The sequence below is a fragment of the Mycobacterium sp. NGS54 genome, assembly GCF_059812465.1.
The window spans coordinates 86,450-106,384 of the sequence record NZ_JCALCS010000007.1 but is presented as its reverse complement, the minus strand read 5'-3'; the positions used below and the strand labels follow the sequence as shown (position 1 = coordinate 106,384).

Sequence of the window (19,935 nt, the reverse complement as noted above, 5' to 3'; positions counted from 1 at the left end):
CCGCGCGGCGCGGGCAGAATGTGGGGCATGACGACCGCCGCCCAGGCCGAATCGCAGGCGCTGCTGCTGCAGCTGCTCGACCCGGCCAATCGCGCCGACCCCTACCGGCTGTTTGCGCAGTTTCGCGACCACGGACCGATCGTGCTGCCGGAGACGACGCTCGCCGTCTTCTCGGCGTACCGGGACTGCGACGAGGTTTTGCGGCACCCGTCGTCGAGCAGCAGCAACGCGAACTCGACGGTCACCAAGCGCCAGCTCGAGGCGGGTGTGGTGCAGCCCCGGACGTTCCCGCCGGGATTTTTGTTCCTCGATCCGCCCGACCACACCCGGCTGCGCAAGCTGGTCAGCAAGGCGTTCGCGCCGAAAGTGGTGAGCGGCCTGCATCCGGAGATCACCGCGCTGGTGGACGGGCTGCTCGATCGGATCGCAGAGCAGGGTGAGTTCGACGTCGTCGACGATTTCGCCTACCCGCTGCCGGTGGCGGTGATCTGCCGGCTGCTCGGAGTGCCGCTGGACGACGAGCCGCTATTCAGCCGCGCGTCGGCGGTGCTGGCGCAGGCGCTGGACCCGTTCTCGACGCTCACCGGCGTGCCGCCGGACGTGATGAACGAGCGGATGCAGGCGGTGAAGCGGCTGCGTGGATACCTCCACGAGCTGGTCGACCGGCGCCGGTCTGAGCCCGGCGACGACCTGCTGTCGGGCTTGATCGCGGTGGAGGAGTCCGGCGATCAGCTGACCGAGGAGGAGATCGTCTCGACCTGCAATCTGCTGCTGATCGCGGGACACGAGACCACGGTGAACCTGATCGGGAACGCGGTCTTGGCCATGCTGCGCAACCCCGTTCACTGGTCCGCGTTGGGTGCCGACGCCGGCCGGGCGCCGGCGATCGTCGAGGAGACCCTGCGTTACGACCCGCCGGTGCAGCTGGCCGGGCGAGTCGCCCTCGCGGACATGACGATCGGGGACCTCGACGTGCCGGCGGGCGACATCATGATGGTCCTGCTGGGCGCGGCCCAGCGCGATCCCGCCGAATTCGACCGGCCCGACACCTTCGATCCGGATCGAGGGACCTTGCGGCACTTGGGTTTTGGCCGCGGCATCCACTACTGCCTGGGTGCGCCGCTGGCGCGACTGGAAGCCGGCGTCGCCTTGTCGGCGGTGACGGCGCGCTTCCCGAACGCGCAACTGGCCGGCGAGCCGCAATACAAGGCGAACGTCACGTTACGCGGCCTGTCGGAGCTGATGGTCGCCGTCTAGTTCGCGCCTGGTCCACGGCGCTCGGACGTTTGAGTGTTAAGTCGTGGGCGTCGTGCGGGAGTTCTGGGCGGACGGACCGCCGAAATCCCCCTGACCTCACGCTGAAAACCGCCATTGCACACCGAAAGTCCTGAACGCCCTCTCGCCGAAGGGTCACATGATGCGCTGGCGGTACGTCTCGTCGTTGATCCCGCTGCGCACCACCGGCCAGGCGGGGACGGACGGGTTGTTTTCCGTCCCGTGCGATTTCAGGTGGCGTGCGGTAAGGGCTATGACCATGGTTGCCTGGGTGGCCCAGCAGTACCACGTCATCGGGGTGATTCTCGTCCTAGCATGCCATCACCGTACGAAACCGCTGTTGCGGCAACGCTGCCCGCGATGATCGACTTGCTACAACCTGCTCACTGGCAACCGCCGCGGCCGGTGAGTTCAGCCGCGTTCCCACGGCGCGCTTTCGTCCATTTTGCGGTAGTACTTCGCCAGGTGGCTCTTGACGCGGTCGACGTCGGCCTTCGGTAGGTCGATGCCGCCGCGCGCACCGTCCATGATCGCGCCGGCGATCATCACTCCCCGCGGTACCGCCTGGAGTTTGCCGTCGATCACGTCGGCGAACAGCAGCTTGTAGCCGGTGAAGTTGTCCTTCTTGTCGCTGTCGTACCAGATGTGAGCGTCCCGGTATTTCTGGTTCGGCTTGTCCTCCGCGCCGGCCCACTTGCGCACCCGCTTTTCGGCGGCGCCACCGTCCCACTTCCGGTCGCGATCGGCCAGCGGAAGATCCTTGAATGCTGTTACTGACATCCTTTTCGCGTGCCCGCTCCCGGGCCCGGATAAACGCCGCCTAGCCTTCGGGGTCGGTGCCGCCCCCGCCTTCGCCGCCCGGATTCGCCGCGACCAAAGAAATCGAAATCGGTATCGGTGTGGCCATCTCGATTTTGCCGTGCGGGTCGTAATAGGCGCCGATTGTGTACTCGCCTTCCGCTTCGACGGAGATGACGAGGTCTTGGGTAAAGCAACGGTACTTCGACGGTTTATCGGCTTCGTCCGGCCAGTGCCAAGATCCCTGGAGGCTGCCGCGCGGCACCCCCGCCGGGTCTTTGCACACGACATGCAGTTCCGCGTCGTAGTCACCGCCGCAGCGCGCGTGCACCACCAGGACGACCGGAACCTTTGCCGTCAAAGGGATTTGCGCGACCTGAAAGTCCGTCGTGGGCACGCGGGTGGCATAGATCGCACCGGTCTCGTCGAGGGTGGCGGTACCGGCCACGAACAGCGCGGCGACATTCAGCATCACGACAGCTTAGTGGTCGTAATCGCAAGAATTTCGCAAGTCGGGGGCGATACCTTACGGCCCATAGCGGCGAAAGGAACCCATATGGATAGCACCCGCACCCTGAAAGCGATTTTTGCCGGCGCGCTGCTTTCGGGTGGGCTGGCGGCGGCCGGGCTCGGGCTGGGGGCGGGCACCGCCCACGCCGACGGCCCACACCGCTGGTGCCCGGGGAATCCGAAGAACATGCCCTATGTGGTCAACGGCTTGATCGACTGGGATTGGAACGTCTGCCACACCTGGTACCCCACCAATTACGGGATGGGCAACGTGACCAGCCAGGGCCGGCCCATTTCCATTTGGGACGGCGATAACCCGCCGCCGGAGGCGATCACACCGCGAGGGTGTCCACCGATCTCGTTCATGTGCCCGTAGCCGAAATTGGGACCGGTAGCGACGCGGGCGATGTCGACTTTGCACAGCAAACGCGGCCCACAGGACCGCAATCACCGGAAAGGACAACGATGAACAACGTTCGTTCCATGACAGGGCGCATCGCTCGGCTGGCGACCACCGCGCTGGTGGCCGGCGGCCTCGGCGTTGCCGGTTTGGGCCTGACCGTGGGAACCGCGTCGGCCCATCCCGCTCCCGCGCCGCTGAATGCCTGGCCCGGTTGCCCGGAGGACCACCCGCAGGGGCCGTGCCGCTGGTGCCCGGGGCAACCGCTGCCGCCGACCGGCAACCACGTCACCAACCCGGTGATCTGGGACAACAACATCTGCCACACCTACTACTACGTGTACTTCGGGCAGGGGAATGTCGCCCAAAACATCTGGGACGGAGAAAATCCGCCGCCGCCGCCCCCGCCGGCGCCACCGGGCCTGATCAACAAGGACAACTGCCAGCAGATCCTCGGGATGTTCTGCCCTCACGCGTGATCGGAGCCCGGCCCCAGGCCGGGCACGATGTCGCCGAGGCTGAAGGTGACCGGCTGTTCGAGTTGCGCGTAGGTGCACGAGCGCGGGTCGCGGTCGGGGCGCCAGCGGCTGAACTGGGCGGTGTGGCGGAACCGCGGGCCCTCCATGTGGTCGTAGCGCACCTCGACCACCCGCTCGGGCCGTAGCGGCACGAACGAGAGGTCCTTGCCGGCGTTCCAGCGCGAGAACTCGTTCTTGCGCGGCGTCCGTTCACCCGCCTCGTGCGCGGCCCAGTTCCACGGGTGACCCTCGAAAGTGGTGACCAACGGCTGCAATTCGGCGAACAGCCGCCGCCGTTCGGCCATCGGGAAGGCGCCGATCACGCCGACCGACGCGAGCTGGCCGTCGTCGGTGTAGAGCCCGAGTAAAAGCGAGCCGATCGCGTCACCGCCGGACTTGTGCACCCGGTAGCCGGCGACCACGCAGTCGGCGGTCCGCTCGTGTTTGACCTTGAACATGACGCGCTTGTCCGGCTGATAGGTGATGCCCAGCGGCTTGGCGATGACGCCGTCGAGGCCGGCGCCCTCGAACTCCTCGAACCAGCGCTGCGCCGTTGCCATGTCGGTGGTGGCCGGCGTGACGTGGATCGACGGCCCGGAGTGCGCCAGGGCGTCGACGAGGGCCGCGCGCCGCTCGCTGAACGGGCGCGCGGTGTAGTCGTCGTCGCCCAGGGCGAGCAGGTCGAATGCGATGAAGGACGCGGGTGTCTTCTCGGCGAGCATCCGCACCCGCGAATCGGCCGGGTGGATCCGTTGTTGCAGCGCCTCGAAGTCCAGGCCGTGGCCGGTGGCGACGACGATCTCGCCGTCGATCACGCAGCGCTCCGGTAGCTCCGCCTTGGCGGCCGCGACCAGCTCGGGGAAGTAGCGCGTCATCGGGCGCTCGTTGCGGCTGCCGAGTTCGACTTCCTCGCGGTCGCGGAAGCAGATGGACCGGAAGCCGTCCCATTTGGGTTCGTACGACGCGTCCGGCGGCATCGAGCGCACCGGCTTGGCCAGCATCGGCGACACCGGCGGCATGACGGGCAACTGCATGAGGTCATTGTGCTGGAATCAGAATGTGGCGGCTGCAGCGGAGGAAATCGACGTCGACGGCATTGCGGTGCGGGTGACCAACCCCGACAAGGTGTACTTCCCCGCCCTCGGGTCGCAGGGCACCAAGCGCCGGCTCGTCGAGTACTACCTGGCCGTGGGCGGCGGGCCGATGCTGACCGCGCTGCGCGACCGGCCCACCCATCTGCAGCGCTTCCCCGACGGCATCGACGGCGAGGAGATCTACCAGAAGCGGGTGCCGCAGCACCACCCCGACTACCTGGAGACCTGCCGGGTGACGTTCCCGTCGGGGCGCACCGCCGACGCGCTGAAGGTGACCCATCCGTCGGCGATCGTGTGGGCGGCGCAGATGGGCACCGTCACGCTGCATCCCTGGCAGGTGCGCTGCCCGGACACCGACCATCCCGACGAGTTGAGGATCGACCTGGATCCCCAGCCGGGCACCGGTTTTCAGCAGGCGCGGTCGGTTGCCGTCGACGTGCTGCGTCCGCTGCTCGACGAACTCGGTCTGGTCGGGTACCCGAAGACGTCCGGAGGACGCGGGGTGCACGTCTTCCTGCGCATCGCCACCGACTGGGACTTCGTCGAAGTGCGCCGGGCGGGCATCGCACTGGCCCGCGAGGTGGAACGGCGCGCCCCCGACGCGGTGACCACGTCGTGGTGGAAGGAAGAACGGGGCGAGCGGATCTTCATCGACTTCAACCAGAACGCCCGCGACCGCACCATGGCGTCGCCGTATTCGGTGCGGCGCACCCCGATCGCGACGGTGTCGACGCCGCTGACATGGGACGAACTCGCCGGTGCCGATCCCGACGACTTCACGATGGCTACGGTGCCGGATTTCGTGGCGCGCCGGGAAGACCCGTGGGCGGGCATGGACGACGTGGCCCAGTCGATCGCGCCACTGCTCGAGCTGGCGTCGGCCGATGCGGACCGCGGGTTGGGCGACATGCCGTATCCGCCGAACTATCCGAAGATGCCCGGCGAGCCGAAACGTGTTCAGCCGAGCCGGGATACGGATCTAACCAGGAAAAACAAGCCGAAGTGAACAGTCGGACTGCTGGCGGCTTCCCGACACCCGATTGTCAACCTAACCGCCGGGCGCATTGCGCTTGATCTCATCGGCCCTACACTGGTGGGAAATGACCGGCTATCAGACCATCGTGGTCGGCACCGATGGCTCTTACACGTCGATGTTTGCGGTGGACCGCGCAGCGGCGATCGCTGCGGATCAGGGCGCGAAATTGATTGTCGCTACGGCCCATGCCCCCGTCCGCGAGGAAAAGGGCCGCTACGCCATTCCGCCGGGGAGCGACCATGGCGCGGACTACCGGACGCAGCGCGAAACCCCCTTCCGCGAGATCCTGCGGGACGCCAGCGAGCGGGCGTACAAAGCCGGGGCCAAGAACGTGCTGCAGGAGGCGATCGTCGGCCATCCGGTCGATGCGCTGGTGCAGCTGGCCGAGGAGGTCCATGCCGACCTGCTGGTCGTCGGCAACGTCGGGCTCAGCAAGGTCGCCGGGCGGCTGCTGGGAGCAGTCCCATCCGAAGTCTCCCGCAGGGCCAAGACCGACGTGTTGATCGTCCACACCAGCGACTGAGGCACCGTCAGAAAGGCGCGTAGTGCGCGTCTGCTCTGTTAGATGTGCCATTGCAGGGTAATGAGGGCGGTTTGCGTGCTCACGGTCAGGCTTGCACGAGCAGGCTGATCGCCAGCCGGTCTACGGCTTGGTCGATCCTGTCTTGGCTTTGTAGCTCTATGGCGACGAACGCGCGGGTCAGCTGATAGTCGATCCGGTCGGGCGTGGCGTGGATGTTCATTTCAAGGCTCCGATCTTTTCGCGTCCCTCGTCGAAATGAACGGTTTACGATTCCGAATTGATCTCCGCCCAACCGGCATTCATTAGAGATCATGATCACAAAGCTTCGTTGTGCCGTACTAGGTGCGCCATCGGTGAGCGCCCCGACGTACCGGCCTAGTTGCGCGACGGCCCCGCGGGCGGTGCCCGACGCAAAACGTGCCCAAAATTCGCCCGATACACCCGCACAACGCCACCGACGGATCTGCGTTCTGTTAGTGAGAACAACGCTTAAGGGCTAGCCGCCCAAACCGCCGTGGCCGCCCGTGGCTTTGCCGAGGCCGGAGCCCGCGACGGTGGCGCCACCGCCGCCGCCGCCGCTGCCGCCGCTGCTGCCGGAGGCGGCGTTGGTGCCGCCGCCGATGCCGCCGGTGCCGCCGCCGGTGCCGCCGCCGGGGTTGCCGAAGCCGCTGAAGCCGCCGGCGCCGGGTATGCCGCCGGTGCCGCCGAGGGGCTGCCCGAAGCCCGCGATGCCGCCGCCGGTACCGCCGGTGCCGCCCGTGCCGCCGGTGAATGCGGACCCACCGCCTCCTCCGCCGCCGCCGGCGGCGTCGATGGTGCCGAGGCCGCCGTTGTAGCTGGAGTTGCCGCCGACGCCTCCTCCTCCGCCGCCATTGCCGCCGCCGGTGCCGCCGGTGTTTCCGGTGACGTCGACACCGCCGCCGACCTGGCTGGAGGCGCCGCCACCGCCGCCACCGCCGAAACCGCCGATGCCGCCCGCGGTGCCGCCGCCTTGGCCACCGCTGCCGCCGAAGGCCTGGAGGCCACCGTTGCCGACGATCTGGGCGCCGCCGCCGGCACCACCGGCGCCGCCGACGCCCGAGGTTCCGGCGAGCACGTCGCCGCCGAAGCCCCCGCTGCCACCGCCGCCGCCTATGGCGAAAGCACTGATACCGCTGGCGGTGACGGTTGTGGTGGCGCTGCCGGCGTCGCCGCCGTTGCCGCCGTTGCCGCCGGTGCTGCCGAAGCCGCCCTGACCACCGTTGCCGCCGTTGCCACCAACGACGCCGCCGTCGACGCCGGTGGTGAGGGTGGCGTTGCCGCCGTGGCCGCCGTCGCCGCCGGCGCCTCCGGTGCCCGCGGCGCCGCCAGCGCCGGCCAGGCCGGCGGTCCCGCCCCTGCCGCCGTCCCCGCCGCTGCCGGCGGTGCCGGTGCCGGAGAGGTCGGCGCCGATCCCGCCGTGGCCGCCCTGGCCGCCCGTGCCGCCGCTGCCGCCGGTGCCGTTGGCCCCGGCATGGCCGAGGGCCCCGGTTAGGCCGCCGGCCCCGCCGGCCCCGCCGGTGCCGCCCTGGCCGCCATCGGTGCCGCTGCCGCCGTTGAGGGAGCCGGCCGTGCCGTCGATCCCGTGCCCGCCGGTGCCGCCCGTCCCGCCGATGCCGCCCACACCGCCGGCGCCGCCGTTGCCGAAGATCAGCCCGCCGGTGCCGCCGGCCCCGCCGGCTCCGCCATTGCCGCCGATGCCGCCGTTAATTTTGGTGGGGTCCGGGCTGCCGGCGATGCCGGTGGCGCCGGTGGTGCCCTGTCCGCCGGCCCCGCCGTGGCCGCCGTTACCGAAGAACCAGGCGTTGCCGCCGCGGCCGCCCGGCTGTCCGGGCGCGCCGGACCCGCCGTCGCCGCCGGGCCCGAACAACAGCCCGCCCGGCCCGCCGTTCTGCCCTGTCCCCGGCGCACCATCGGTGCCCTTGCCGATCAACGGGGTGCCCAGCAACAACTCGGTGGGCGTGTTGATCACCCCGCGCACGTCTTGCCAAACGGTCTGCAGCGGTGAGGCGTTGGCGGCCTCGGCGGCCGTGTAGGCACCTCCGGCCGCGGTCAACGCCTGGACGAACTGAGCGTGAAACGCGGTCGTCGCAGCGCTCACCTGTTGATAGGCCTGCGCGTGCCCAGAAAGCAGCGACGCCACCGCCGCCGACACCTCGTCCGCGCCCGCGGCCAATAGCCCGGTCGTCGGGCCTGCCGCGGAGGCACTCGCCGCGGTTATGGCCGAACCCAGACTGGCCAAGTCGGATGCTGCCGTTGCAAAAACGTCGGGGGCTGCTACCAGGTACGACATCGCTATCCACCTACCGTCGCGACCCCCGGGCAAATCAGATCGTATCGACGGACCCGCCCGACCGCCATCCCTGGCGATGCATTCGCACCGTTGCCACGAGCAGTACCGCGCCTAAACAGGCTGCGGGACGAATTCCGACCGCGAGGCCTCGTTGCTCGGCCGCGATACCCGGGCGGTGAGAAGCGCGACCAGCATCCCGGCAAGACCGGCGACCGTCGTCACCGGCGACGACCCGGACAGCATGAAGTACCCGAACGCGGCACCGCCGATCAGCAAGGCGACCCGCGTGGGGGTCCAGGCGGCCGTCGCAGGCAGCCGATAGGACAGACCGATCCCGAGCAGCAGCGCCAGCACGTGGCCGACGGCCGTGAAGTCCGCTCCCGCGGCCGCCATCAGCGCGATCCCGAGCCACCACCCGACCCACGCCGGTCGCCAGCCCGACGGAATGGAGGCCGTCAGAGCGCCGAGGACACAAACCGCGCCGTAGCTGACCCCCACGTCGCTCGCGTGCGCAATGGAGAACGGCAGCCAGCCGACCTCCACCGCGACGACCAGCCCGGCCGCCACGAGGAGGGTGGCGCCGATATGACCGACGGCGAACGCGATGATCAAACCCCTGCCGCGCCAGATCAATTCGCCCAAAGCCAGCAGGCAGACGAGTCCGGGCAGGCAGGCGCAGATCTCGCCGCCGTCGTCGACGAACGCGCTGCCGATCAGCGTGCTGAGGCGGCCGTGGGCCAAATTGTGGAGGTTGGTGCTCATGCGGCTCACGGCGACTTCGCGCGCGTGCGGACCGAGCGCGTTCAACCCGAGCGAGATCGCGGCCAAGAGGACGGCGTACGCGGCGGTGATGCGCACCGACGCCGCGCCCGACAGGGTCCGCGCTGCCCAACGCTCGGTGCTGTCGCGAATAGTCATGGTGGCCACGGCTATTCGCCTCGATCCGAATGGCCCGACCAGCCCCGGTCCCGGCCGAGCAGGTCTGCGGTGGTTTCGCGGCGCACCAGTTCGCGCGCTCGGCCCGCGGTGACCGCGACCAGCGGCGGGCGTCCCACCACGCTGCAGCTCGATCCCATCGAGTAGTGGTAGGCGCCGGTACAGGCCACCGCCAGCAGATCGCCGGGATGGATGTCGGCGGGCAGCTCGATGTCGCGAGCGATCTCGTCGCCGGCCTCGCAGTGCCGGCCCACCACCGTGACCGGGGCGGTGGCCGTCGACGGCTGCCGGTTGGCAAGTGCCACCGTGTATTTCGCGCCGGCAGGAGCCATCCGGGGGTTGTCGCTCATCCCGCCGTCCACCGCGACGAGGGTGTGCCCGTCGGGCCGGCGCTTGACGGCGACCACCCGGTACAGCGTCATCCCCGCCCGCGCCGCGATCGCGCGGCCCGGCCCGATGATGATCCGTGGTCGCGGATAATCGTATTGGGCGCAAGCGGATTGGAGCGCGGCGTCGATGACCGTGCCGAATGCCCGCGGGTTGAAGGCGGGTTCGCCGCTCCGGTAGGGAACCGCATGTCCGCCGCCGAGGCTGAGTTCGGTCAGCACGACGTGATGGCGATCGCGGACCTCCGCCATCAACGCCAGAATCTGCCGGATGGCGGCGCCGTACAGCGCGGCGTCGGCCAGCTGCGAACCCAGTTGGCAGTGCAGCCCGACCAGGTCAAGCCACGGCTCGCCCAGGAGGCGCTTGACCGCACCGGCCGCCTGGCCGCCCGCCAGGGCGAAGCCGAATCTCTGGTCGCCGGCGTCGATGTCGGGGATCACCCGGATCAGCACGCGTTGACGACGGCGCACCCGCCCGGCGAGCAGCGCGATCTCGTTCGGGGTGTCGATCACGATTCGGCCCACCCCCGCCGCGACCGCGTCGTCGAGTTCCGCGGCGCTCTTGGCGGTGCCGTTGAGGACGATGTTCGACGGCGGCACCTCGCCGGTCAGGGCGGTGGCCAGTTCGCCGCCCGAGCAGACCTCCACGCCGGCGCCCTCCTCGGCGGCCCACCCCGCGACGGTCGCACTGAGCAGGGCCCGGCCGGCGTAGATCAGCTCGACACCGGGCAGCGCCGCGCGATAACCCCGGATGCGGGCCCGGAAGTCCTCCTCGTCGAGCACGTAGGCCGGCGTGCCGAACTCGGCCGCGAGCTCGGTGACCGCCAACCCGCCGATGCACAATCGGCCCGTTTCGTCGACGGAGCTGCTCAGCGGCCAGATCGCGCGGTCGAGGTGCGGTCGCACCTCGCGCCGCTGCGACGAAAGCAGCTCGGACAGCGTCATGCTTCCACGGTGCAGGCGCAAAGCGGGCTCTGCCGCCTTCTTAACGAAGCTTTCACACGCGTGTGATTAATCTTCACGGAATCATCACGGCGGGCCGGCTGACCGGGGTCCGACTAGGCGAAATAGGCCGCCGGGATGAAGGGAACGTCGTCGGGCGCCGCGTGACGGGAAGACAGCAATGCCCGCGCGGCGTCACCGATAGGGATACGCAGCGGAAGTTGCGGTTTCTCTGCCCCTTTCACAACGCGGCCGTGGAATCCGCCGGGTCGCTGCCGAGCGCGGACGAGATCGTGCGGGCGCACAAGCAGGAGTTCACCCGCCGCCTCATCGCCGTGGCGCAGCAGGCGGGTGCCGCCGATCCGCACCTGCTCGGCCAGCAGCTGGCCGTGCTGTTCGAGGGCGCCGCGGCGATGGCGACGTCGCTGAACGACACCGCGCCGGTGGTCCACGCCCGGGCCGCCGCCGCCACGCTGATCGATGTCGCGTTACGCCCTTGACGAGCGCCTCCCGGGGCTGCTACACATGGCGTGCGCCCATATTTGGGCGATCGCCCAAATATGGGGATCGAGGTGGCAATGGGCCGGATGGAGGGCAAGGTCGCGTTCGTGACCGGCGCCGCGCGCGGGCAGGGCCGCAGCCACGCCGTCCGGCTCGCGCGGGAGGGCGCCGACATCATCGCCGTCGACATCTGCCGCAAGTTCGAGGCCTCGCCGGCCGACGGGGCGACGCCCGAAGACCTCGACGAGACGGCCGGATTGGTGAAGGACGCCGGTGGCCGCGTCGTCACCGCCGAAGTCGACGTTCGCGATTTCGACGCGTTGCGCGCCGCCGTCGACAGCGGGGTCGAACAGCTGGGGCGCCTGGACGTCATCGTCGCCAACGCCGGCATCGGCACCACGGCGGGCAAGCTGCACAAGACCGACGAGGCGCTGTGGCAGGAGATGATCGACGTCAACCTCAGCGGGGTGTGGAAGACGGTGAAGGCCGGCGTCCCCCACGTTCTCGATGGCGGCCGCGGCGGGTCGATCGTTTTGACGTCGTCGGTGGCCGGCAACAAGGCGTATCCGCACGTCGGGCATTACGTCGCGGCCAAGCACGGTGTGATCGGGCTGATGCGCTCGTTCGCGGTCGAATTGGGCCAGCGCATGGTCAGGGTCAACGCCGTCCTTCCGACGCACGTGAATTCGCCGCTGCTGATGAACGAGGCGACCTACCGCGCCTTTCGGCCCCAGCTGGAAAACCCGGGGCCCGACGACCTGGCGCCGGTGTGTCAGAGCTTCCACTACTTGCCGATCCCCTGGGTGACCCCCGAAGACATCAGCAACGCCGTGCTGTTTTTGGCCTCCGACGAAGCGCGCTACATCACCGGCGTCGCGCTGCCGGTGGATGCCGGCAGCTGCCTGAAGTGAGGAAGCATCGATGACCGTCACCAGCGACACCGACGTCTATTACGACCCCTACGACACCGGCATCATCGCCGATCCGTACCCGACCTACGCGCGGCTGCGCGAAGAGGCGCCGATCTACTACAACAAGCGGTACGACTTCTGGGCGGTATCACGGCATTCCGACGTCGAACGGGCGCTGGCCAACTGGGAGACGTTCTCCAACAGGAGAAGCGACATCCTCGAGCTGATCCAGTCGAAATTCGACATGCCCGGCGGCGTCATGATGTTCCAGGATCCGCCCGAACACACGCGGCTGCGCGGCCTGATGTCGCGGGTGTTCACGCCGCGCCGGATGGCCGAGCTCGAGGACCAGATCCGGAGGTACTGCGTGCGGTGCCTGGACCCGCTGGTCGGGTCGGGGGGATTCGACATCATCGCCGAACTCGCGTCGATGATGCCGATGCGGGTGATCGGCATGCTGCTGGGAATCCCCGAGTCCGAACAGGTTTCGGTCCGCGACGCCAACGACGCCAACCTGCGCACCAAGCCGGGGACCCCGATGAAGGTCGCCGACGCCGACTCGATCGCCGACGGCCGGATCTACGCCGACTACGTCGAATGGCGTTCCAAGAACCCGTCGGACGACCTGATGACCACGCTGCTCAACGTCGAGTTCGGCGACGAGCGCGGGGTGCACCGAAAGCTGACGCGCAAGGAGGTGCTGCACTACACCCAGGTGGTCGCGGGCGCTGGCAACGAGACGACGGGCCGGCTGATCGGCTGGCTGGCCAAGGTGCTCGCCGAGCACCCCGACCAGCGCCGGGAGGTCTACCAAGACCGGTCGCTGCTGACCCGGACCGTCGACGAGACGCTGCGGTTCGAGCCCACCGGCCCACACGTCGCCCGTTGGATGGCAAAGGATTTCGAGTGCTACGGCAGGACCGTCCCGGCCGGCAGCGCCATGCTCCTGCTGTTCGGCGCCGCCAACCGCGATCATCGCCGCTACCGGGATCCGGACACGTACAACATCCGCCGCGACAACATCTCGCACATCACCTTCGGCAAAGGTGTGCACTACTGCCTGGGTGCGAACCTCGCGCGCCTCGAGGGCCGCGTCGCGCTGGACGAGATCCTTAACCGGTGGCCCGAGTGGGACATCGACTACGACACGGCGCAATTGGCGTCGACGTCGACCGTGCGCGGCTGGGAGCGCCTGCGGGTCGTACTGCCCTAGGTCAGCCGCGCGGCTTCTTCGGCGCCGGCATCTCGAATCGGTCCAGGAACCGGTTGACCAGCTCGATGGCCTCTTCGTGACCGCCTTTGGTGCCGAGAGTCTGCTCGAGGATCAGCGTGCGCCCGACCGCGGCGATGACGACCGCGATACCGGCGGGCGAGAATTCGCTTGTGTCATAGCCGTGTTCGCGGACGATGAAGTTCAGCGCGGTGATCTGCTGCTCGCGCCACCGCTCCTGCCACGCGGAGATCTCCGCCCGGATCTCCTTGCGGTGGTTGGCAAGTCCCATGAACTCCAGCAGCAGCCGGGCGTCCTTGGGTTCGATGAGCGTCTGCCAGAAGGCGTGCAGCGGCCGGTCGGAGGCCAGCGCTTGGCTCTGCCGTTCCAGGTAGGCGGCGGCCCCGCGCCGGAACACGTCGAGGTACAGCTCGTCCATCGTGGGGAAGTAGTAGTGCACCAGGGCCGGTTTGACGCCGGCTTCGGCCGCCACCCGCCGCGACGTAGCGGCGGCGTAACCCTCGTCGACCATGATCCGACTCGTCGCGTCGATCAGCATGTCCCGCGTCGTCGAGTCCCTGGCCATCCCCGACCCTAAATTGGGCGATCGCCAAAAATCAACCGGCCGCCGCGATGACCGGGGGACCACTTGACCGACCTCGCGGAGGGGTGATAGGCAGTGTCGAGCCCACGTGCTGGGCGATCGCTCAGGAAGGCGGGTGGGCGCGGGTGAAGACGGCGGTGGTGACCGGCGGCGCCTCCGGGATTGGCCGCGCGGTCGCGGAGCGATTGCGCAGCGACGGATTCCGCGTGGCCGTCATCGACTTGTCGCCCACCGGCGACGGCTTCGGTTACGTCGCGGACGTCACCGACCGCGCGCGGGTCGACGCGGCGGTAGCGGCCATCCGCGACGCGCTCGGCCCAGTCTTGGTGCTGGTCAACGCGGCCGGCGTGGAAGGCTTCAAGAAGTTCCTGGACATGTCCTTCGAGGCGTGGTCGAAGGTGATCGACGTCAACCTGAATGGTGTGTTCCACACCATTCAGGCCGTGCTCCCGGACATGGTCGAGGCGGGATGGGGGCGCATCGTCAACATCTCCTCGTCGAGCACTCATTCCGGCCAGCCGTTCATGGCCCACTATGTGGCGGCCAAGTCCGCGGTCAACGGCCTGACCAAATCGCTGGCCCTCGAATACGGTCCGAGCGGGATCACCGTCAACGCGGTGCCGCCGGGGTTCGTCGACACCCCGATGCTGCGCAGCGCCGAGCGGCGCCAGCTGCTCGGCGGCACCGTGGAGGACCACATCGCACGCACGCCGGTGCGCCGGGTGGGCAGGCCCGAGGACATCGCGGCGGCGTGCGCGTTCTTCGTGTCCGACGAGGCCGGCTACATCACCGGTCAGATATTGGGGGTCAACGGCGGTCGCAACACCTGATAAGCATGAGGTGTGGCTCCCAGTTTTCAGGACGTGATCAAGTCCAAGTACCTGCTCCTGACCACCTTCACCAAGGACGGCCGCCCCAAACCCACGGCGATCTGGGGAGTGCCGGACGGCGACAAGCTGCTGGTCATCACCGACGACGGGTCGTGGAAGGTGAGGCGGATCAACAACACGCCCCGGGTGACGATCGCTCGCAGCACCGCACTCGGCAAGCCCAAGGGCGAACCGGTCGAAGGGGTTGCCCGGGTGCTGCCGAAATCCGAAACACAGCGGGTCTACAACGCCGTGCTCAAGCGGTACTGGTACCACGCCTGGTGGTTCTATGCGCACTCGATCGTGCGCGGCGGCATCGACAAGGTGCACGTCGGGCTGGAGATCACCCCGGCTGCTTAGCGTCGCTCTTGGGGTCGATCAGAATCTTCGCGTGCGCCTCGGGATCGCCGAGCGCGTCGAACGCGGCCGCGACGCCGGACAGCCCCACCGTCCCGGTGATCAACGGGGTGACGTTGACCTTGCCGTCGGCGAGCATGTGCAGCGTGTCGCGGAACTCCAGCGGGGTGTAGCCGAGCACGAATCGAAGGTCGGTCTCCTTGTTGATCGCCATCGCCGGGCGGATGTGGTCCGAGCCCATGCAGACGCCGACCACGACGATGCGCGAAAACAGCGGCGCGCCCGCGATGATGCCGTCGATAATGCCTGGGACGCCGACACATTCGAAGATGATGGGGTGCTTCGGCGTCGTGGCGCCGGCGGCTTCGGCGGCGCGCCACACGTGCCACCAGGGCAGCCGCAGCCGTTGCAGCTTTTCAATGGTGCCGACCGCCAGATCGAACGCCTCGAGGATGCCTTGCAGGTGTTTGCCGCTCGCGTCCGTCGTGTAGGGGGAGTCCTGCGCGGGATCGACGACGGTGTCGGCGCCGCAGGCTGTCGCCAGCGCGCGCCGGCCGGGCGAGAAGTCGCTGGCGATCACGGTGCGCACACCGTGCGCCTTGAGCATGCAGATCACCGCGAGACCGATTGGCCCGCAGCCGATCACGATAGCGACGTCACCCTTGCCGACCTCGCCGCGCCGCACCGCGTGCCAGCCGACGGCCATCGGCTCGGTCAGGGCGGCCACCTCGGGCGCCAGCCCGTTGGGGACGGGCAACGTCAGCGACTGCTCGACGAGGAGCTGCTCGGCGTAGGCGCCCGGGGCCATCGTCGACAGCCCGATCCCGTGCACCTCCTTGCCGCGGCGCAGCAGCGGCAACGCGACGACGCGGGTGCCGGTCCGCGGAGCCTTGCGGGTGCCGGGCCCGTAATCGAGCACCTCGCCACAGAATTCGTGACCGAACACCACGTGCTGGTTCGATCGCATGAACGCGTCGTACCCAGATTCGGCCATCACGTCGGCCAGTTCGTCGCAGTGGTGGCGCGCATGCAAGTCGGACCCGCAGATGCCACACCGCAGCGCCTCGATGAGCAACTGGCCCTTCGCCGGGGTCGGGGTCGGGGCGTCGACGACTTCGAGCTTTGCATTGGTGCACGTGACGCTCTTCATGCTTCGGATAGTCCTCGGGCGATCGCGAAAGTGCAATGGGCGACCCGTTTCCCGAGTGGACCCGTCGGTAGTTGCATTTCGCGGGGCCCTAAGAGCCGGCGCTACGCAGGGCCTCGAAGGTGTCGGCGACGGTTTCCTTGGGGTCCCGATAGGTGATGCCGAGCTCCCGCTCGCTGGGCGAGTCGTCCGACGCCGGCATCTGCGTGTAGTACTGCATCCCCGCCGACGTGAACGGCGTGTCGAAGGGCAGGAACCGGCCCGCCCGGTCCAGTACCGCCCCGGCGACGCGCAGCGCGGCGTCCGGGATGGGAACCGCGACCATCGGGGTGCCGGCGACCTCGCCGAGCATGGTCGCCAACTCGGCGGCGGGGACCCGATGACCTCCCGCGGTGTAGCGGCGCGGCCCGCGCCCCGGCTCGAGGAGCGCGGCGTGCAACGCGGCCAGATCGCGGGCGTCGACGATCAACCAGGCCGCGCTGCGCCCCGGAATCGCGTGCATCTGCACCGCCGCCCTGACGCCCTCGCCGGCCTCACCGAACTGATCGCCGACCGGCGGGCCGAGGACCATGCCGGGATAGGTGATGTTGACGGGTGCGCCGGCGTCCTGCAGCCCGCGCGCATAGATTTCCACCTGCGCCTTGGACGTTCCGTAGCCGTCGGCCCCGCCGACGACCGGCAGGTCCGCGTTGAGCGTTTCCAGGCCGGGATGGAACAGCGCCGTGAAGCTCGAGACGTGAATGATCGGATCCAGACCCAGCTCGACGGACTGGCCGAGGACGTTCTGCGCGCCCTGCATGTTCGTCGTCAGCATCTCTTTGGTCTGGCGCGGGTCGGTCGCCACCAGGGCGGCGCTGTGCACGACGGCGTCGCAGCCGCGCAGCGCCTCGCGCACCGACACGCGGTCGGTGATGTCGCCGACGGCGAAGTCCGAGATGTCGACGCCCAACTTGGCGACGGACGTCTTCAGCCGATCAGGATTGCGAACCAGGAACCGGATGGAGTGCCCGGCGTCCGCGATGACCTTGGCCGTCCAACCGCCGACGAATCCCGTGCCGCCCGTGACCAGAACATGCATGCTGCGATTCTGCACGGAGCTACAGATGGCTCGCGGCGTAGGTCGCCGCTTGGTCCGTCATCCCGTTCACCGAATAGGACACGTGCGCGAAGGCGTCGTTGCCGTTACCGCAGATCCCGTCGCCGGGCGCGCACAATTCGAGGGTCTTGGGCTGATACAGCGGGCCGATGGCGATCACCGGTGCGCCGTACTTCTGCAGCCACGGACCCGACGGCGTCCCGAACAGCGTGACGGCGGCGACATGGTTCGCGACCTCCCTCGGCATGGGCTGGGGCACCACCGACGCCGGTACGCCCGGCGGCACGGCCGCTGAGGTGACGAAACCGGCCACCGCCGCCCCCTGGGAATACCCGCCGAGAACCTCGCGGGTCTTGGGGCAGTTCGTCGCCATCGACTCGATGTGCGACCCCGCGTCACGGATGCCGTCGATGACGGTCAGTGGGAAGTCGCTGTTGGAAAAGTCGGTGCTGGCGGGGTAATTGACCGGATAGACCCCGAGTGACCGGCCGCCGATCTGCCCGCGCAGCGCATCGACGAACGACCCGCCGATGCCGCCGACACCGGGCGGCTCGCCGGAACCGCGGGCAAACACCACCTCGACGTCGGGGCAAGGGTCGGCCGACGAGGCGGGCGCGGGGGAGCCCAGCAGTGCGAAGGCGGCCGACAGCGCCGCCACTCCCAGGGATGTCGCGAATCGGCGCATGTTCGTAGACCTTCGTCTCATCGGTGTCCTTTACCTGACATTCGACGCCACGAAGGCCGTGGATTGCCAGACCGGTCGGCGATCGGTTACCTCTTGAAGGCGTCCTTCACCTTCTCGCCGGCGTCCTTCAGGCTCGACTTCGCCCGATCGGCCCGGCCTTCGTCCCGGGTCTGGTCGTCCCCGGTGGCCCGGCCAATGGCTTCCTTGGCCCGGCCGCCCAGGTCCTCGATCTTGTTCTTTGCCTTGTCTGTAGCGCTCATGGGATTGTGGCTACCCCGCGGCGGGCCATATCGAAACCGCAGGTCGTCCCGCCTGTCATCATGGACGTTGTGGGCACCGCAGTGGTGGTGGCAATCGTGGCCACACTGATGTTGTTGGGCATCGGCATGGTGGTCAATCAGCTTTTTCGGCTCAGAAAGTGGTTGAACACCCCACACCCGGATCAACCGCCAGGCGAACAACCCCACCAGCCCCCGGATTGAGCTGTGTTCAGCGCTTTTGCCGGCTGATAGCTTGATGCCGTGATGGCATCGCGCCGCGGATCGACCCTGCTGGTGACCGACGACGGCTTGCCGCGCGGCGTGTCCGGTGCCGCCGACCCCCATTTCACGAACGTGGTCGGGCTGTTCTCGCGGCTGTTCCCCGGTCGCCGCTTCGGCGGCGGAGCGCTGGCCGTCTACATCGACGGCGTGCCGGTCGTCGACGTCTGGACGGGCTGGTCGGACCGGGCCGGCACCGAGCGCTGGACCGCCGACACGGGCGCGATGGTGTTCTCGGCGACCAAGGGCGTCGCGTCGACCGTGATCCACCGGCTGGCCGATCGGGGCCTGTTGTCCTACGACGATCCGGTCGCCGAATACTGGCCCGAATTCGCGGCCAACGGGAAGGCCGACATCACGGTCCGCGACGTCCTGCGGCATCGATCGGGGTTGTCGCACCTGCGCGGCGTCACCAAGACGGAGCTGATGGACCACGCGCTCATGGAGGAGCGCCTGGCCGCCGCGCCCGTCGATCATCTGCGCGGCGTCCAGGCCTATCACGCGCTGACCTACGGCTGGCTGCTCTCCGGCCTGGCCCGGGCGGTGACCGGCAAGGGCATGCGAGAGCTGATCCGCCAGGAAGTCGCGCGCCCCCTCAACACCGACGGCCTGCACCTCGGCCGCCCGCCCGAAGGGGCGCCGACCCAGGCGGCCCAGATCCTGATACCGCAGGGCAGGCTGCGCGCCCCGGTGTTCAACTTCATCGCTCCGAAGCTGGCCGGCCTGCCGTTCTCCGGCGCCCTGGGCGCGATGTATTTCCCCGGCGTCATATCCCTCATCAAGGGGGACACCGGATTCCTGGACGGCGAGGTGCCGGCGGCCAACGGCGTGGTGACCGGCCGCGGGTTGGCCAAGATGTACGCCGCGCTGGCCAATGGCGGCCGGATGGACGGCAAGAAATATCTGTCCGAGGAGTTGGCGGGTGGCCTGGCGGGGCAGGCGCAACGCAAGTGGCCGGACGCAAACATGGTGGTGCCCATGCCTTTTCACCTGGGCTACCACGAGTCTCCGGTGCCCGGCCTGCTCAAGGGTTTCGGCCACGTGGGTCTGGGCGGAACCCTCGGCTGGGCCGACCCCGAATCTGGCAGCGCCTTCGGGTTCGTCCACAACCGGCTCTTGACGCCGTTGCTGTTCGACATGGGATCGTTTGCGGGACTGGCCAGTCCGCTGCGCAACGCCATCGAGGCCGCCCGCCATCAGGGTCCGCTCGAGGTGCCGGCGCTCGGCGCGGCGTACAAGGCCGCGAGGCGTCGGGCCATCGCGTCCAGCGGTTAGGCGCTGTTCGCC

At 68.8% G+C, this 19,935-nt stretch carries 24 protein-coding genes and 1 pseudogene; 12 read left to right on the top strand and 13 right to left on the bottom strand.

What is annotated here, in order from left to right; all coding sequences use genetic code 11:
* The first annotated feature begins 27 nt into the window (after nt 1-27).
* A complete protein-coding gene (locus AC5Y5E_RS22640) occupies nt 28-1,257 on the top strand; it encodes a cytochrome P450 (protein ID WP_499905197.1) in 1,230 nt (409 codons plus the stop codon).
* Between the two features lie 153 nt (nt 1,258-1,410).
* Here the strand turns inward: AC5Y5E_RS22640 and AC5Y5E_RS22635 are convergent, their stop codons facing one another.
* The 3 genes from AC5Y5E_RS22635 to AC5Y5E_RS22625 form a co-directional block, all read right to left on the bottom strand.
* A complete protein-coding gene (locus tag AC5Y5E_RS22635) occupies nt 1,411-1,569 on the bottom strand; it encodes a hypothetical protein (protein ID WP_499905196.1) in 159 nt (52 codons plus the stop codon).
* A 117-nt stretch (nt 1,570-1,686) separates the two neighbouring features.
* On the bottom strand, nt 1,687-2,055 hold the full coding sequence (locus AC5Y5E_RS22630; protein ID WP_499905194.1) for a hypothetical protein: 369 nt from the start codon (nt 2,053-2,055) through the stop codon (nt 1,687-1,689).
* 40 nt (nt 2,056-2,095) lie between these two features.
* Nucleotides 2,096-2,545 (bottom strand): hypothetical protein, encoded by a 450-nt coding sequence (locus tag AC5Y5E_RS22625; protein WP_499905192.1) that lies wholly within the window; start codon nt 2,543-2,545, stop codon nt 2,096-2,098.
* 84 nt (nt 2,546-2,629) lie between these two features.
* On the opposite strand from AC5Y5E_RS22625, the gene AC5Y5E_RS22620 reads away from it, so the two are divergent.
* Nucleotides 2,630-2,959 (top strand): hypothetical protein, encoded by a 330-nt coding sequence (locus AC5Y5E_RS22620; protein ID WP_499905191.1) that lies wholly within the window; start codon nt 2,630-2,632, stop codon nt 2,957-2,959.
* A 107-nt stretch (nt 2,960-3,066) separates the two neighbouring features.
* Entirely contained in the window at nt 3,067-3,462 is a 396-nt protein-coding gene (locus tag AC5Y5E_RS22615; RefSeq protein WP_499905189.1) for a hypothetical protein, read from the top strand.
* Here the strand turns inward: AC5Y5E_RS22615 and AC5Y5E_RS22610 are convergent.
* Complete coding sequence (locus AC5Y5E_RS22610; RefSeq protein WP_499905187.1) at nt 3,453-4,535, bottom strand: ATP-dependent DNA ligase; 1,083 nt, start codon at nt 4,533-4,535, stop codon at nt 3,453-3,455. The genes AC5Y5E_RS22615 and AC5Y5E_RS22610 overlap by 10 nt on opposite strands.
* 25 nt (nt 4,536-4,560) lie before the next feature.
* On the opposite strand from AC5Y5E_RS22610, the gene ligD reads away from it, so the two are divergent.
* A complete protein-coding gene (ligD, locus tag AC5Y5E_RS22605; protein ID WP_499905186.1) occupies nt 4,561-5,601 on the top strand; it encodes a non-homologous end-joining DNA ligase in 1,041 nt (346 codons plus the stop codon).
* 94 nt (nt 5,602-5,695) lie between these two features.
* Nucleotides 5,696-6,154 (top strand): universal stress protein, encoded by a 459-nt coding sequence (locus AC5Y5E_RS22600; protein ID WP_499905184.1) that lies wholly within the window; start codon nt 5,696-5,698, stop codon nt 6,152-6,154.
* Nucleotides 6,155-6,239: 85 nt separating this feature from the next.
* Here AC5Y5E_RS22600 and AC5Y5E_RS22595 read toward each other — a convergent pair whose 3' ends face one another.
* The 4 genes from AC5Y5E_RS22595 to lysA form a co-directional block, all read right to left on the bottom strand.
* A complete protein-coding gene (locus AC5Y5E_RS22595) occupies nt 6,240-6,374 on the bottom strand; it encodes a hypothetical protein (protein WP_255363081.1) in 135 nt (44 codons plus the stop codon).
* Nucleotides 6,375-6,650: 276 nt separating this feature from the next.
* Nucleotides 6,651-8,465: a PE family protein gene (locus tag AC5Y5E_RS22590; RefSeq protein ID WP_499905182.1), complete on the bottom strand. Its 1,815-nt coding sequence runs from the start codon at nt 8,463-8,465 to the stop codon at nt 6,651-6,653.
* 111 nt (nt 8,466-8,576) lie between these two features.
* Nucleotides 8,577-9,383, bottom strand: coding sequence for a rhomboid-like protein (locus tag AC5Y5E_RS22585; RefSeq protein WP_499905718.1), 807 nt, complete (start codon nt 9,381-9,383; stop codon nt 8,577-8,579).
* A gap of 11 nt (nt 9,384-9,394) precedes the next feature.
* The gene (gene lysA / locus AC5Y5E_RS22580) at nt 9,395-10,732 is read right to left on the bottom strand and encodes a diaminopimelate decarboxylase (RefSeq protein ID WP_499905181.1); all 1,338 of its coding nucleotides are present in this window, start codon (nt 10,730-10,732) and stop codon (nt 9,395-9,397) included.
* Nucleotides 10,733-10,962: 230 nt separating this feature from the next.
* Here lysA and AC5Y5E_RS22575 point away from each other — a divergent pair.
* From AC5Y5E_RS22575 to AC5Y5E_RS22565, 3 genes and pseudogenes are all read left to right on the top strand, one after another.
* A pseudogene (locus AC5Y5E_RS22575) lies at nt 10,963-11,229 on the top strand (TetR/AcrR family transcriptional regulator); the annotation flags it as partial.
* Between the two features lie 60 nt (nt 11,230-11,289).
* The gene (locus AC5Y5E_RS22570) at nt 11,290-12,141 is read left to right on the top strand and encodes a mycofactocin-coupled SDR family oxidoreductase (protein WP_499905180.1); all 852 of its coding nucleotides are present in this window, start codon (nt 11,290-11,292) and stop codon (nt 12,139-12,141) included.
* Nucleotides 12,142-12,151: 10 nt separating this feature from the next.
* A complete protein-coding gene (locus AC5Y5E_RS22565; RefSeq protein WP_499905178.1) occupies nt 12,152-13,354 on the top strand; it encodes a cytochrome P450 in 1,203 nt (400 codons plus the stop codon).
* A gap of 1 nt (nt 13,355) precedes the next feature.
* On the opposite strand, the gene AC5Y5E_RS22560 is transcribed toward AC5Y5E_RS22565, so the two are convergent.
* Nucleotides 13,356-13,910, bottom strand: a complete 555-nt coding sequence (locus AC5Y5E_RS22560) for a TetR/AcrR family transcriptional regulator (RefSeq protein ID WP_499905717.1) — start codon at nt 13,908-13,910, stop codon at nt 13,356-13,358.
* A gap of 170 nt (nt 13,911-14,080) precedes the next feature.
* Between AC5Y5E_RS22560 and AC5Y5E_RS22555 the strand changes: the two genes are divergently transcribed.
* Together AC5Y5E_RS22555 and AC5Y5E_RS22550 are read left to right on the top strand one after the other, a co-directional pair.
* Entirely contained in the window at nt 14,081-14,785 is a 705-nt protein-coding gene (locus AC5Y5E_RS22555) for an SDR family NAD(P)-dependent oxidoreductase (protein WP_499905176.1), read from the top strand.
* Between the two features lie 12 nt (nt 14,786-14,797).
* On the top strand, nt 14,798-15,184 hold the full coding sequence (locus tag AC5Y5E_RS22550) for a PPOX class F420-dependent oxidoreductase (protein WP_499905175.1): 387 nt from the start codon (nt 14,798-14,800) through the stop codon (nt 15,182-15,184).
* Here AC5Y5E_RS22550 and AC5Y5E_RS22545 read toward each other — a convergent pair.
* The 4 genes from AC5Y5E_RS22545 to AC5Y5E_RS22530 all read right to left on the bottom strand — a co-directional run bounded on the left by AC5Y5E_RS22545 (nt 15,168) and on the right by AC5Y5E_RS22530 (nt 18,369).
* Nucleotides 15,168-16,331: a zinc-binding dehydrogenase gene (locus tag AC5Y5E_RS22545; protein WP_499905174.1), complete on the bottom strand. Its 1,164-nt coding sequence runs from the start codon at nt 16,329-16,331 to the stop codon at nt 15,168-15,170. The two genes, AC5Y5E_RS22550 and AC5Y5E_RS22545, sit on opposite strands and share 17 nt — an antisense overlap.
* 88 nt (nt 16,332-16,419) lie before the next feature.
* Nucleotides 16,420-17,406, bottom strand: a complete 987-nt coding sequence (locus tag AC5Y5E_RS22540) for an SDR family NAD(P)-dependent oxidoreductase (protein WP_499905172.1) — start codon at nt 17,404-17,406, stop codon at nt 16,420-16,422.
* 19 nt (nt 17,407-17,425) lie between these two features.
* On the bottom strand, nt 17,426-18,109 hold the full coding sequence (locus AC5Y5E_RS22535; RefSeq protein WP_499905171.1) for a cutinase family protein: 684 nt from the start codon (nt 18,107-18,109) through the stop codon (nt 17,426-17,428).
* 86 nt (nt 18,110-18,195) lie between these two features.
* A complete protein-coding gene (locus AC5Y5E_RS22530; protein WP_499905169.1) occupies nt 18,196-18,369 on the bottom strand; it encodes a CsbD family protein in 174 nt (57 codons plus the stop codon).
* Between the two features lie 69 nt (nt 18,370-18,438).
* Between AC5Y5E_RS22530 and AC5Y5E_RS22525 the strand changes: the two genes are divergently transcribed.
* Both AC5Y5E_RS22525 and lipL read left to right on the top strand, forming a co-directional pair.
* Nucleotides 18,439-18,591, top strand: a complete 153-nt coding sequence (locus tag AC5Y5E_RS22525; protein ID WP_499905759.1) for a hypothetical protein — start codon at nt 18,439-18,441, stop codon at nt 18,589-18,591.
* 42 nt (nt 18,592-18,633) lie between these two features.
* The gene (lipL, locus tag AC5Y5E_RS22520; protein ID WP_499905716.1) at nt 18,634-19,923 is read left to right on the top strand and encodes an esterase/beta-lactamase LipL; all 1,290 of its coding nucleotides are present in this window, start codon (nt 18,634-18,636) and stop codon (nt 19,921-19,923) included.
* Nucleotides 19,924-19,935 lie beyond the last annotated feature (12 nt).